This is a genomic window from Anaerolineae bacterium (assembly GCA_014360855.1).
Classification (GTDB): domain Bacteria; phylum Chloroflexota; class Anaerolineae; order JACIWP01; family JACIWP01; genus JACIWP01.
The window spans coordinates 1-13,365 of the sequence record JACIWP010000056.1 but is presented as its reverse complement, the minus strand read 5'-3'; the positions used below and the strand labels follow the sequence as shown (position 1 = coordinate 13,365).

Genomic DNA, 13,365 nt, shown 5'->3' with positions numbered 1-13,365 from the left:
GGAACCATCATGGGCGGGATGTAACCATTTTCACGGACGGAGGGGACCAAGGGCCAGAGGTCTTCCTGCCGGACTCCCTGGACGAGCCTCCTCCGCCGCCGGAAAAGCCGGCGCCGCTGAAGGTCGGCCAGAAAGTGCGCATCATCGGGTATCCCCGGCTGGGCGCGGTGGGGCATATCCTCGAGGTGCTGAGCACGCCGCGTCGGGTGGAAGCCGGCGTGCTGTATGAAGGGGTGATGGTGGAGCTGGACCATCACGAGACCGTCTTCGTGCCGTGGATGAACGTGGAGCCCATTGGGCCGCGGGCATCATCGTAATTTATCGCTCTGATGCTGTAAGGAGAGGGACATCGTATGGACAAGCAAAATCGGCTGTTTGCCACCATTGCCATCGCGCTGATCGTACTGTTGGGCCTGGCGCTCCTGGGCATCGGGGGGTGGGCGTTGGTCATCCGGCCCAAACAGCGGGCGGTGCAGGCGGAGGAGACCGCCACCGCCATCGCCATGGCGGCGACCCCTACGCCGACCGCCACGGCGACCCTGCCCCCGCCGGCCAGCCCCACGCCGCGGCCGACCAACACGCCGGTGGTGCCGGCGGTGACGGATACCCCCACGGTCGCGCCGGCGGCCGGCCAGGTCACGGAAACCCCAGCGCCGGCGGCCAGCCCGCAGGTCACTCCCACCGGCGCCGCGGAGGCCACCCCGCCGCAGACAGGCTTTGGGCCAGGCAGTCTGCTGGTGCTCGCCTTCGCGCTGGCGGCCCTGCTCTTTGGCGCCAGGCGGATGCGCAAAGCCTGACCCGACGGTTCCTGAGGGACGCCAGCGAGTGCGCCGGCATCCGGATGCCAGGATGCCGGCCGCATGCACGCCGCTTTCCAGGTGACAGTCATTGCCCCAATGGCTGTCACCTGCCGTTTTCCTGATGCGCCGGCGCAGAATAGACACCCTGCCCCGCTGTGGTATAATAGCGCGCAAACGCACCGAGTTTGAGGATGATATATGGCACAGGCGCGTCCTGACATGGAGCTCACCACTCTGCAGGGAAGCTTTTTCCCCACTGCCCCGCGTACCATTGAGGAAACCGGCCTCAACATGGGACTGATCGCCGACCTGGTGCTCAAGACCCTGTACTACGAGGGGTATATGCCGGCGGCCGCCATCGCCGACGCGGTCTGCCTGCCTTTCACCGGCGTCATTGACCAGGTGCTGGAATTTCTCAAGCGGGAGCGCCTGGTGGAGGTGAAAGGCTCCGGCGGCGCCCTGCGCGAGTCGGCCTACCTGTACGCCATCACCGAACGGGGCGGAGAGCGGGCGCGCGAACTGCTGGAGCGCTCGCGCTATGTGGGGCCGGCCCCCGTGCCGCTGGAGCGGTACAAAGAGGCAGTGCGTGCCCAATCGGTGCGCAACATCTTCGTGACGCCGGCCATGGTGCGCGAGGCCCTTTCCCACCTGGTGCTGGATGAGAGCATCATCGACCGGGTGGGGCCGGCCATCAACTCCGGCCAATCGATCTTCCTCTTCGGTCCCCCGGGCGATGGCAAGACCTCCATCGCCGAGGCCATCGGCAGTATTATCCTGAAGGGAACCATTTATATCCCCCAGGCGCTGGTGATCGGCGGGCATATCGTCACCTTGTATGATGTGGTCAATCATCGGGCGGTCCCCAACGATGAGAACGACCGGCATCTGGACAAGCGCTGGATCAAGATTCGCCGGCCCAACATCATCGTGGGCGGCGAGCTGACGCTCAACAGCCTGGACCTCATTTTCAATGAGGTCTCGCTCTTCTACGACGCGCCCTTCCAGCTCAAGGCCAACGGCGGCATGCTGTTGATCGACGATTTCGGCCGGCAGTTGGCGCGCCCGGAGGACCTCCTCAACCGCTGGATCGTGCCGCTGGAAAAAGGGGTGGATTACCTGACCCTGCATACGGGGCGCAAGATCGAAGTGCCCTTTGACGTGCTGTTGATTTTCTCCACCAACCTCTCGCCGGCGCAGTTGGTGGACGAGGCCTTCCTGCGCCGCATCCAGCACAAAATATACATCAAAGACCCGACCCTGGATCAGTACCGCGAGATATTTCAGCGCGTCTGCGCCCAGCGCGGTGTCCCCTATGATGATAAGGGACTGGCGTACCTGCTCAAGGAGCACTACCTGAAGCCGGGCATCAAACTGCGCGCCTGCCATCCCCGGGACCTCATCGAACACCTCGTCGGCATCGCGCGCTACCGGGGGGTCCCGCCGCGCCTGACGCCCGAATTGATTGACGCCGCCTGGGATTCCTACTTTGTTAATCTACAATCGGATGTGTCATGAATAGGGGAGGAAGCGGATGGATCGTTTAGCCCAGAGGATTCGCGAGCGGGCACATGACAATACCATGCCCTGTACGGCCGCCCATGCGGTGGCCTGGGAACTCGATGTCTCACCCCAAAAGGTGGGGGAAATGCTGAACCAGATGCAGATACCCATCACCCTCTGCCAGCTTGGGCTGTTCGGCTATGGGCCGAAGGCGGAGGGGAAATCCAAGCTCCTGCGGCCGATGACGCGCCTGGACTCCGAGATCGAGGCGCGCCTGCGGGCGCGCGAGCGGGACGGCCGCATCAGTTGCCGCACCATCTGGGACATCGCGCGCGAGCTGAACGTGGAGCGGCTGGTGGTCGGCAATACCGCGGATGCCATGGGACTGCGCATCACGCCCTGCCAACTTGGCTGTTTCTAGGTCAGCCGGCCTCGCCAAATTTGACGCCCAGGCGCCGATATGTTACACTTTCCCCTGCGAGGATGATAGCCGGCAACGAAGGCCAACTGCTCTAGGTTGGCCTTTTTCTCTTTTGCCAGCATCCCTCATCCACCACATCCGTCACGCTGGACCATAGGGTGCGTATCGACGCCATGTACTACCGGATCACCATTCAGCCCAACGGCCGGGTGCATACCTACAGGGCACGCGATCTCATTCACGACGCGCGAAGCCTGGGTATCACCGGGCTCCGCGACGTGCGCTTCCAGACCCTGTACTTTATCCGCGGCAACCTCCAACCTTCCCAGCTCGACCTGCTCTGCACCTCCCTGTTGGCTGATCCCGTCATCGAAACCGCAACCTGGCAGTATATCGCCGGCCCCTCCCCACACCCCACGACGCGCGGCGATGGCTGGGTGGTGGAGGTCGGCCTGCATCCCGGGGTGACCGACCCGGTAGCGCATCAGGTGGTGAAGGTCGCCGGCGAGATCTGGGGCATCACCGACATCGAGGTCGCCACCGGCCAGCGCTATGAGCTGATCGGCGACCTGCGCGAGGCGGACGTGCATCTCCTGGCCCAGAAGCTCCTCAGCAATCCCACCATCCAGCACTATTACCTGGGGGAGATGACGCCGGCCTTCATCCGCACTGCCGAGGCCTCGGACGAGGCGCTGGAGATTCCGCTGAAGGGGCTTTCCGACGAGGAACTGCTGGCCATCAGCCGCCAGCGCCTGCTGGCGCTGAACCTGGAGGAGATGCGCGCCATCCGCGATTACTTCGCCGGCCTGGGGCGTGCCCCTACGGACCTGGAACTGGAAACGCTGGCACAGACCTGGTCGGAACACTGCGTGCACAAGACCTTCAAGGCCCTCATCGAGTTCGAGGATGAGGCCGGCCAGCGCCGGCTCATCGATGGGCTTCTCCGCAGTACCATTCGCGCGGCCACCGAGGCGGTGGGCAAACCCTGGGTGCGCTCCGCCTTCGTGGACAATGCCGGCATCATTGACTTTGACGACGAGTACGAGGTTTCCTTTAAGGTAGAGACCCATAACCATCCCAGCGCGCTGGAACCCTTCGGCGGAGCCAACACCGGCGTCGGCGGCGTGGTGCGGGACATTATTGGGGTATCGGCGCGGCCCATCGCCGTGACCGATGTGCTCTGCTTCGGCACGCAGGACCTGCCCATGGAAGAGGTGCCGGCAGGTAGCCTGCATCCGCGGCGCATCCAGGCCGGCGTCATTAGCGGCATCGAGGACTACGGCAACAAGCTTGGCCTGCCCACCGTCAGCGGTGCCATCCTGTACGATAAAAGCTACACGGCCAACCCACTGGTGTATGTGGGCTGTGTGGGCATTGCTCCCAAGGGCCGGCACCGCCGGCAGGCCCAGCCCGGCGACCGCATCGTGGTCATCGGGGGGCGCACCGGGCGCGACGGCCTGCACGGCGCCACCTTTTCCTCGGAGGCCCTGACCCATGAGACCGGTCAGGTGGCCGGCACCGCCGTGCAGATCGGCGACCCCATCGTGGAAAAGGACGTGATGGAGGTGGTCTGCCTGGCGCGCGACCGCGGGCTGTACAACGCCATCACCGACTGCGGCGCCGGCGGGCTTTCCAGCGCCGTCGGCGAAATGGGACAGCATACGGGCGCGCGGGTGCAGTTGGAGCGCGTGCCGCTGAAGTACCCCGGCCTGAAGCCCTGGGAGATATGGCTCAGCGAGGCGCAGGAGCGCATGGTGCTGGCCGTACCGCCGGCGAAATGGCCCGAGCTGGAGCGGTTATGCCGCGACTGGGGGGTGGAGGCCACCGATATCGGGGAGTTCACCGATAGCGGCCGGCTGGTGGTGTGCTACGGCGAGAAGGTGGTGGGGGATATCTCCATGGAATTCCTGCATCACGGCCTGCCGCGCCGGCGTCTGCAAGCCGTATGGCGGGGCCGCCGGCCGGCCGACCTGCCATCCTCGACGCCGGCCCCGTCCCCACAGCAGGCCCTGCTGGCGCTTCTCGCCCACCCCACCATCGCTTCTAAGGAGGATACCATCCGCCGCTACGACCATGAGGTGGGCGGCGGCACGATCATCAAGCCGCTGGTGGGCGTGCGCGACGACGGCCCTTCCGATGCGGTGGTGCTCAAGCCCCTCATGACCTGGAAACACTCCAGGGGACTGGTGTTGAGCCTGGGCATCAACCCGCAGATCGGGAAAATAGACCCGTACGCCATGGCCATCAGTTGCGTGGACGAGGCGGTGCGCAACGCCGTGGCCGTCGGGGCGGATCCCGATACCATCGCCCTGCTGGACAATTTCTGTTGGGGCAATCCCGGCCGGCCCGAGGAACTGGGCCGGCTGGTGCGGGCCGCGGAGGGATGCCGCGACGCCGCCCTGGCCTATCAGGCGCCGTTTATCTCCGGCAAGGACAGCCTCAACAACGAATACATCGGGCCGGACGGCCGGCCGACGCCCATCCCGGGCACCCTGCTCATCTCCGCCATGTCCATCATCCCGGATATCGCCGGCGCGGTGACCATGGCGCTCAAATCCCCGGGCAACCTGCTCTTCATCGTGGGGGAGACGCGGCGCGAGCTGGCCGGCAGTCATTATGCCCTGCTCACCGGCACCGACGGCGCCGGCGAGCCTCCCGGCCTGCCCCAACAAGGCCTGGAGCGCTACCGCGCCGTCCATCGCGCCATGCGCGCCGGCCTGGTGCGCGCCTGCCACGACCTGAGCGAGGGAGGACTGGCGGTGGCCGCCGCCGAGATGTGCATCGCCGGCCGGCTGGGCCTGGAGCTGGACCTGGATGCCCTGCCGGTGGAGGGCGCCCTCACCTTCGAGGAGCGCCTGTTCAGCGAGAGCAACGGCCGTCTGCTGGTGGAGGTGGCGCCGGAGAACCGGCAGGCGTTTCTGGAACTACTGGCCGGCCACCCGGCCGCCGAAATCGGCCGGGTGAAGGAGAGCGGCCGGCTCGTTATCCGCTGTTGCGGGCAGGAGCTGGTGAACCTGACAGTCGAGGAGTTATGGAGGTACTGGCGAGGGGCCGCATGCTGAAGCCGAGAATTCTCATCCTACATGCTTCGGGCACCAACCGCGATCGGGAGACGGCATGGGCCTGCGAGCTGGCCGGCGGGAACCCCGAGATTGTGCATGTGCATCAACTGCGCAGGGGCGAACGCCGGCTCGCCGATTATCAGATGGTCATCATCCCCGGCGGGTTCTCCTACGGCGATGCGCTGGGCGCCGGCAAGGTGCTCAGCCTGGACCTCAGCCATTATCTGAAGGACGAGCTGACCGCTTTCATCGCCGCCGGCAAACCGGTGCTGGGCATTTGCAACGGCTTCCAGGCCCTGTTGAAGAGCGGATTCCTGCCCGGGGATGCCGGGCTGGGGCCGGCGACCCTGACCTTTAACGCCTCCGGTCATTTCGAGTGCCGCTGGGTGACCTTACTGCCGGACCCGCGCAGTCCCTGCGTCTTCACCCGCGGCATGCAAGAGCCCATCGTCTGTCCGGTGGCGCACGGCGAGGGGCGCTTTATCTCGGACCAGGTGCCGGCGCTGGAGGCCAGGGGCCTGGTGGCCCTGCGCTATGCGCAGGAGGATGGGACGCCGGCCGGCGGCCGGTACCCCGCCAACCCCAACGGCTCGGAGGGGGATATCGCCGGCATCTGCAACCCGGCTGGCAATGTGCTGGGGCTGATGCCCCATCCGGAAGATCACATTGTCCGCTATCAGCACCCCCGCTGGCCGCACGATGGCCGGGGAGGGTTGGGACTGCAGATTTTCATCAACGGCGTGCGCTACGCCGCGGAGATGTGAACCATGACCGCGTTTGACCATACGACCTTCCTTTCCCCATTGACCTGGCGCTACGGCTCGGAGGAAATGCGGCGCATCTGGAGCGAGGTATATAAGCGCCGGCTGTGGCGCCGTATCTGGGTGGCCCTGGCCGAAGCCCAGTCCGAACTGGGGCTGGTCTCCCGCGAACAGGTGGAGGACCTGCGCGCTCACATGGACGAGGTTGACCTGGCGCGGGCGGAAGAGATCGAGCGCGTCATACACCATGACCTGATGGCGGAGGTTAAGGTGTTCGCCGAGCAGTGTCCGGTCGGGGGCCCCATCATACACCTCGGCGCCACCTCCATGGATATCGAGGACAACGCCGATGCCCTCCGTCTGCGGGAATCCCTGGCGCTGATCATTGCCCGCCTGGAGGAACTGATCGCCGGCCTGGCCGAGCAGATCGAGCGCTGGGCCGACACGCCGGCCATGGCCTTCACCCATTTACAGCCGGCGGAACCCACCACCATCGGCTACCGCCTGGCCCAATACGGCCAGGACCTGCTCTTCGACCTGCTGGAACTGCGCCGGCTCCACGGCCAGATCCGCGGCAAGGGCCTCAAGGGCGCCGTGGGCACCGCCGCCTCCTACGTCCAGCTCTTGGGGCGGGTCGGGGCGCGCCGGCTGGAGCGCAGTGTCATGGACAAGCTGGGACTGCGGGCCTATCCCGTCGCCACCCAGACCTATCCGCGCAAGCAGGATTGGGCGGTGCTGAACGCGCTGGCCGGCCTGGCCGGCACCCTCTACCGCTTTGCCTTTGACCTGCGGGTGCTCCAGTCGCCGGCCATCGGGGAATGGTCCGAGCCCTTCGGCGCTCAGCAGGTCGGTTCCAGCGCCATGCCTTTCAAGCGCAACCCGGTCAACGCTGAGAATATCAACAGCCTGGCGCGCTATGTGGCGGCCCTGCCGCGCGTGCTGTGGGACGACGCCGCGCATTCGCTCCTGGAGCGCACGCTGGATGATTCGGCCAACCGCCGGCTGGTCCTGCCGGCGGCTTTCCTCTGCACCGACGAGATAGTGCGCCGCGCCAACCGCATTGTGCGGGGGCTCCAGGTCAATGAGGCGGCGGTGGCGCGCAACCTGGAGCGCTACGGCGTGTTCGCCGCCACGGAGCGTCTGCTGATGGAAGCGGTGAAGGCCGGCGGCGACCGCCAGCAGTTGCACGAGGTCATTCGCGAGCACAGTATGGCGGCCTGGGCCGAAGTTTCCGCCGGCCGGCCCAACCCACTGGCTGAACGGCTCAGCAGTGAGCCGGCGTTCACCCGGCTCCTGCCGGCGCGGCGCATCCGCGCCCTGCTGGAGGCGGCCGATTACGTGGGGGATGCCCCCCAACTGGCGCGCGCCATGGCTACTGTCCTGCGCAAGCACATCCAGGATCGGCGAGAGGAGGGATGACATGCGGATTACCGAAGCAGAGATCCGCCGGGTCCTGCCCTATGCCTTTGCCGGCGTCTCCGATCCGGCGTACCTACCGGATATGCGCGGCAAGGTGCGCGATATCTACCTGCGGCCGGGCCGGCGCATCCTGGTCACCACCGATCGGCTGTCGGCCTTCGACCGCGTGCTGGGCCTGGTACCCTATAAGGGCCAGGTGCTCAATCAGTTGAGCGCCTTCTGGTTCGAGCGCACGCGCGACATCATCCCTAATCACATGCTGGCCTGCCCGGACCCCAACGTGATGGTGGTGCGGGAATGTCAGGCCCTGCCGGTGGAGGTCATCGTGCGCGGCTACATCACTGGCGTGACGCAGACCGCGCTCTGGTACCGCTATTCCCAAGGGGAACGCCACATTTACGGCTATACGTTCCCCGAGGGACTGCGGAAGAACCAGCCCCTGCCAGAACCCATCATCACGCCCACCACCAAGGGAGGGCCTACGGGCCACGACGAGCGGCTGACCTGCCAGGAGGTGGTGGAGCGCCGGCTGGTGGCGCCGGCGGTCTGGGAGCAGGTCCAGACGGCGGCCATCGCCCTGTTCCGACGGGGGCAGGAGATGGCGCGGCGCGGCGGGTTGATCCTGGTCGACACCAAGTACGAGTTTGGCCTCACGGAGGACGGCCAGCTCATGCTTATAGATGAGATCCATACGCCCGATTCCAGCCGCTTCTGGCGGGCGGATACGTACGAAGCCCGGTTCGCCGCCGGCGAGGAGCCGGACAACTTCGACAAGGAGTTCGTGCGGCTGTGGTACGCCGAGCGGGGCTATCGGGGCGACGGGGAACCGCCGGCATGGGACGCGAATTTGGCGGTTCTGGCCAGTTTGCGTTACATTCAAGTATACGAAATGCTCACCGGTGAGGAGTTCGTGCCGGCCGAGTACCCGGCCGAACCGCGCGTCATCAATGCCCTGCGGGAGCTGTGAGCCATGGCGGACGTGGTCATCATTATGGGTTCCAAAGCCGATCTGCCGCACGCCGAGAAGGTGGCGGAGGCACTGCGGCAGTTCGATATCTCGTGGGAGATGCGGGTGGCCTCGGCCCATAAAAGCCCGGCCTACCTGCTGGAGATGCTGGCCGGCTACGAGGCCCGGGGCGAGCCGCGCCTGTACATCACCATCGCCGGCCGCAGTAATGCCCTCAGCGGCATGGTGGACGCGGCGGTGAGCGTGCCGGTCATCGCCTGTCCGCCCTATTCGGAGCGCTTCGCCGGCGCTGACATCTTCTCCTCCCTGCGCATGCCGTCGGGGGTGGCGCCGGCGCTGGTGCTGGAGCCGGAGGGCGCGGCGCTCCTGGCGGCCAAAATCCTCGGCCGGCGGGAGGCAGTACGCCTGTATCAGGAGGAACAGCGTCGACGTTTGATCGCCGACGACCAATCACTGCGTTGAACTCATCTGTTCCACCCAGGGGAAGCGGAAAGTTGGTGGGAAAGTGAGGTGGAGCATGGTCTGGGAATGGGAAAATTGGGAACAGGATGACCGACCCCGGGAGGAATGCGGCGTCTTCGGCATCTATTATCCCGGCGAGGATGTGGCGCGCCTGAGTTTCTTCGCGCTCTATGCCCTCCAGCACCGCGGCCAGGAGAGTGCCGGCATCGCCGTCTCCGACGGCAAGACCGCCCACATCCATAAAGGCATGGGCCTGGTGGCGCAGGTCTTCACGGAAGAGAATCTGCACCATCTGCGCGGGCATCTCGCCATCGCCCACAACCGCTATTCCACCACCGGCAGTCCGACCCTGCGCAACGCCCAGCCCTACCTCATTGAGACCATGTTGGGACCGCTGGGGGTGGCGCATAACGGCAATCTGGTGAACGCGCCTCTTCTGCGCCGCGACCTGCTCCAGCGCGGTGTGGGCCTGACCTCTTCCTCGGACAGCGAGATCATCACCCTGATGCTCGCCGGCGGCGTCGGTGACTGGATCACCCGCATCCGCACCTTTATGGCCCAGGCGGTCGGCGCTTACTCGCTGACCATCCTGACCCGCAGTGCCGTCTTCGGGGTGCGCGATCCCTGGGGCTTCCGCCCGCTGGTCATCGGCCGGCTCAACGACGTAGGGTGGTGTCTGGCCTCAGAGAGCTGTGCCCTGGCCACCATCGGCGCCAAGTTCGTGCGCGAGGTGGAACCCGGCGAGATCATCCGCCTGGACGCCAACGGCCTCCATGCGGAGAGCGGCGCGCCGCCCCGCAAGCGCGCCCTGTGCACGTTCGAACACATCTATTTCTCCCGCCCGGACAGCATTTTCGACGGGAAGGTGGTGCACAATGTGCGGCAGGAGCTGGGCCGGCAGTTGGCCCGCGAGGCGCCGGCGGATGCTGACATCGTCATCGCCGTGCCGGACAGCGGCACCCCGCACGCCATCGGCTATGCCCAGGAGAGCGGCCTGCCCTTTACCGAGGGCCTCATCAAGAACCGCTATATCGGCCGCACCTTCATCCAGCCCAACGAGCGACTGCGCCGCGAGGGCGTGCGGCTCAAATACAACCCCCTGCCCAGCAACCTGGAGGGCAAGCGGGTGGTGCTGGTGGATGATTCCATCGTGCGGGGGACCACCTCCGGCCCGCTGATCCGCCTGCTCCGAGAGGCCGGCGCCGTCGAGGTGCATGTGCGCGTCGCCTCTCCCCCCATCACCCACTCCTGCTTCATGGGGGTGGACATGGCGCGCGATCAGGACCTGATTGCGGCGCGGCTGTCGGTGGAGGAGATCCGCCAGCATATCGGCGCCGATACCCTGGCCTACATCTCCCTGGAAGGCATGATGAAGGCCATCGGCGCGCAATCCGGCTACTGCAACGCCTGCTTCACCGGCGACTACCCCACCGGCCTGGACGAGAGCTTCACCAAACTGGAATTCGAGGATGCCATCGTCTGAGCAAAGAATAAGAGGAATCCCATGAAGGTGCTCATCATCGGCTCCGGAGGCCGCGAACATGCGCTGGCCTGGAAAGTCGCCCAATCTCCGTTGGTGGAGGGGTTATGGGTGGCGCCCGGCAACGCCGGCACCGATCTGCTGGTCGAGCGGCGCGGGCTGGCCGGCGGCAATGTCCCGCTGAACGCCGAAAATGTGGACGAGCTCGTGGATTTCGCCGAGACCATCGGCATTGACCTGACCATTGTTGGGCCGGAGGCGCCCCTGGCCCTGGGGATTGTGGATGCGTTTCTGCGCCGCAAGCTGGCCATCTTCGGCCCGACGCAGGCCGGCGCTCAGATCGAGGCCAGCAAAGCCTTCGCCAAGGCCTTTATGGAGCGCCATAAAATCCCCACGGCCCGCTTTGCCGTGTTCGAGGATTACCAGGAGGCGCTGGAGTACCTGCGTCAGGTGGACTTTCCGGTAGTGGTCAAGGCCAGCGGCCTGGCCGCCGGCAAGGGGGTCTTCGTGCCGGAGGACCGCACGCGGGCAGAGAAAGCGCTCTATGAGATGCTGGTGCGGCGCGCCTTCGGCGAGGCCGGCGAGCAGGTGGTCATCGAGGAGCGGCTGTACGGACAGGAGCTTTCGGTGCTGGCGCTGTCCGATGGCCGTACAGTGGCGGTGCTTCCGCCGGCGCAGGACTACAAACGCGCCTTCGACGGTGACCAGGGACCCAATACCGGCGGCATGGGCGCCTATGCGCCGGTGCCCTTCGTGGGCCAGGAACTGCTGGAGGAGATTCAGCGCACCATCCTTCAGCCGGCGGTGGACGGCCTGCGCAAAGAGGGCATCCCGTATGTGGGAGTGCTGTACGCCGGCCTGATGCTCACCGCCCAAGGCCCGCGCGTGCTGGAATTCAACTGCCGCTTCGGTGACCCGGAGACCCAGGTCATCCTGCCCCTGCTGGGGAGTGACCTGGTGGAGATCATACAGGCCTGCATCGCCGGCAAACTGAAGGAGACGCGGCTGGCGGTCAAGCCGGCGGCCGCGGTCACCGTGGTGCTGGCCTCGCGCGGCTACCCCGGCCCGTATGAAAAGGGGATGGTCATCCAGGGACTGGAGCGCGCCGAGGCGCTGGAGAACGTGCTCATCTTCCACGCCGGCACGCGCCGCGCCGGCCAGCAGATCGTCACCAGCGGCGGCCGCGTGCTGAACGTCACCGCCGTTGCCCCTTCCCTGCCGGATGCCGTCGCCCGCGCCTATGAGGCGGTCCAGCTTATCTCCTTTGAGGGCATGCACTACCGCCGCGATATCGGCCAGTCCGCCGTACAAGCCATGGCCGCAGGAGGAGGAGATGGCGCGTAAGCGCAGTGCCTATGAGGCCGCCGGCGTTTCCATCGAGGCCGGCAACCGCGCCGTGGAGCTGATGCGCCAGGCGGTGCAGAGCACCTATACGCCGGCGGTGCTGGCCGGCATCGGCAGTTTCGGCGGGGTCTTCGACGTCTCCAGCCTGAAAGGCTATCGCTCGCCGGCGCTGGTCGCTTCCACCGACGGCGTCGGCACCAAGACCAAGCTCGCCGCGGCCATGCGGCGCTACCGCTCCATCGGCCAAGACATCGTCAATCACAGCGTGAACGACATCCTGGTGCAGGGCGCCGAGCCGCTCTTTTTCCTGGATTACATCGCCTCGGACCATCTGGAGCCGGAGATGGTGGCGGAGGTGGTGACGGGCATTGCGGAGGCCTGCCGGCAGGCCGGCTGTGTCCTGTTGGGCGGCGAGACCGCCGAAATGCCCGGCGTCTATGCGCCGGGTGAGTTCGACCTGGTGGGCACGATCGTGGGTGTGGTGGAGCGCGAGGAGATGCTCCCGCGCCGCGACCTGCGCGCCGGCGACCTCTTGCTGGGATTTCCCTCCAGCGGGCCGCACACCAACGGCTATTCCCTCATCCGACGCGTCTTTGCCGATACCCCGCTGGATCAGGAATTCGAGGGCATCGGCCTGCTGGGCGAGGCGCTCTTGGCGCCCCACCGCTCGTACCTGGCGCTGGTGCGTCGACTGCGGGAGGAGATATCCATCAAGGCGCTGGCGCATATCACGGGCGGCGGGTTTTTCGACAACATCCCCCGCGTCCTGCCGGCGGAGCTGGATGCCCGGATTGACGCCGGCGCCTGGGAGGTGCCGCCGCTGTTCCGCCTGATCCAGCAGAAGGGCGGCGTGGATACAGCGGAGATGTACCACGTCTTCAACATGGGCATCGGCATGGTGGCGGTGGTATCCCCGGAGGATGCCCGCCGGGCGCTGGAGCTGGAGAAGGAGCTGAAGGTCATCGGCGAGCTGGTGCCCGGCCGGCGGCAGGTGATTCTGGTGGGCATAGAGAGATGAGGCGGAGCACAGCGATGGAAGGCCATCCAACCCCGACAGCACGTATTGCTGTGCTGATTTCCGGGTTCGGTTCCAATCTCCAGGCGATTATAGATGCGTGTGACGCGGGCCAACTGCCGGCCCGCGTTGTC

Annotated in this window: 12 protein-coding genes; all 12 read left to right on the top strand. The window is 66.1% G+C overall.

Annotated features, from left to right (window positions below; translation table 11 throughout):
- Window positions 1-317 (top strand): hypothetical protein (locus H5T60_04720; GenBank protein ID MBC7241728.1); only part of this gene is annotated, 317 nt, incomplete at its 5' end.
- Between the two features lie 36 nt (window positions 318-353).
- Complete coding sequence (locus tag H5T60_04715) at window positions 354-797, top strand: hypothetical protein (GenBank protein ID MBC7241727.1); 444 nt, start codon at window positions 354-356, stop codon at window positions 795-797.
- Between the two features lie 222 nt (window positions 798-1,019).
- Entirely contained in the window at window positions 1,020-2,315 is a 1,296-nt protein-coding gene (locus tag H5T60_04710; GenBank protein ID MBC7241726.1) for an ATP-binding protein, read from the top strand.
- A 16-nt stretch (window positions 2,316-2,331) separates the two neighbouring features.
- Window positions 2,332-2,721: a hypothetical protein gene (locus H5T60_04705; protein ID MBC7241725.1), complete on the top strand. Its 390-nt coding sequence runs from the start codon at window positions 2,332-2,334 to the stop codon at window positions 2,719-2,721.
- Between the two features lie 173 nt (window positions 2,722-2,894).
- A complete protein-coding gene (purL, locus tag H5T60_04700) occupies window positions 2,895-5,783 on the top strand; it encodes a phosphoribosylformylglycinamidine synthase subunit PurL (GenBank protein MBC7241724.1) in 2,889 nt (962 codons plus the stop codon).
- Complete coding sequence (gene purQ, locus H5T60_04695; protein MBC7241723.1) at window positions 5,780-6,547, top strand: phosphoribosylformylglycinamidine synthase I; 768 nt, start codon at window positions 5,780-5,782, stop codon at window positions 6,545-6,547. Before purL ends, purQ begins: the two co-directional genes overlap by 4 nt.
- 3 nt (window positions 6,548-6,550) lie before the next feature.
- Complete coding sequence (locus tag H5T60_04690; GenBank protein ID MBC7241722.1) at window positions 6,551-7,963, top strand: adenylosuccinate lyase; 1,413 nt, start codon at window positions 6,551-6,553, stop codon at window positions 7,961-7,963.
- A gap of 1 nt (window position 7,964) precedes the next feature.
- Window positions 7,965-8,930: a phosphoribosylaminoimidazolesuccinocarboxamide synthase gene (locus H5T60_04685; GenBank protein ID MBC7241721.1), complete on the top strand. Its 966-nt coding sequence runs from the start codon at window positions 7,965-7,967 to the stop codon at window positions 8,928-8,930.
- Between the two features lie 3 nt (window positions 8,931-8,933).
- Window positions 8,934-9,392, top strand: a complete 459-nt coding sequence (locus tag H5T60_04680; protein MBC7241720.1) for an AIR carboxylase family protein — start codon at window positions 8,934-8,936, stop codon at window positions 9,390-9,392.
- 55 nt (window positions 9,393-9,447) lie between these two features.
- The gene (locus tag H5T60_04675) at window positions 9,448-10,875 is read left to right on the top strand and encodes an amidophosphoribosyltransferase (protein MBC7241719.1); all 1,428 of its coding nucleotides are present in this window, start codon (window positions 9,448-9,450) and stop codon (window positions 10,873-10,875) included.
- Between the two features lie 21 nt (window positions 10,876-10,896).
- Window positions 10,897-12,216 carry a phosphoribosylamine--glycine ligase gene (purD, locus tag H5T60_04670; GenBank protein MBC7241718.1) on the top strand — a complete coding sequence of 440 codons (1,320 nt, stop codon included), beginning with the start codon at window positions 10,897-10,899 and terminating at the stop codon, window positions 12,214-12,216.
- Window positions 12,113-13,234 carry a phosphoribosylformylglycinamidine cyclo-ligase gene (locus H5T60_04665; GenBank protein MBC7241717.1) on the top strand — a complete coding sequence of 374 codons (1,122 nt, stop codon included), beginning with the start codon at window positions 12,113-12,115 and terminating at the stop codon, window positions 13,232-13,234. Before purD ends, H5T60_04665 begins: the two co-directional genes overlap by 104 nt.
- Window positions 13,235-13,365 lie beyond the last annotated feature (131 nt).

Bases quoted from the DNA above. Each gene is read 5' to 3' on its own strand.
- H5T60_04715 (MBC7241727.1), top strand. From the start codon at position 354: ATGGACAAGCAAAATCGGCTGTTTGCCACCATTGCCATCGCGCTGATC.
- H5T60_04710 (MBC7241726.1), top strand. From the start codon at position 1,020: ATGGAGCTCACCACTCTGCAGGGAAGCTTTTTCCCCACTGCCCCGCGT.
- H5T60_04705 (MBC7241725.1), top strand. From the start codon at position 2,332: ATGGATCGTTTAGCCCAGAGGATTCGCGAGCGGGCACATGACAATACC.
- purL (MBC7241724.1), top strand. From the start codon at position 2,895: ATGTACTACCGGATCACCATTCAGCCCAACGGCCGGGTGCATACCTAC.
- H5T60_04690 (MBC7241722.1), top strand. From the start codon at position 6,551: ATGACCGCGTTTGACCATACGACCTTCCTTTCCCCATTGACCTGGCGC.
- H5T60_04685 (MBC7241721.1), top strand. From the start codon at position 7,965: ATGCGGATTACCGAAGCAGAGATCCGCCGGGTCCTGCCCTATGCCTTT.
- H5T60_04680 (MBC7241720.1), top strand. From the start codon at position 8,934: ATGGCGGACGTGGTCATCATTATGGGTTCCAAAGCCGATCTGCCGCAC.
- H5T60_04675 (MBC7241719.1), top strand. From the start codon at position 9,448: ATGGTCTGGGAATGGGAAAATTGGGAACAGGATGACCGACCCCGGGAG.
- purD (MBC7241718.1), top strand. From the start codon at position 10,897: ATGAAGGTGCTCATCATCGGCTCCGGAGGCCGCGAACATGCGCTGGCC.
- H5T60_04665 (MBC7241717.1), top strand. From the start codon at position 12,113: ATGAGGCGGTCCAGCTTATCTCCTTTGAGGGCATGCACTACCGCCGCG.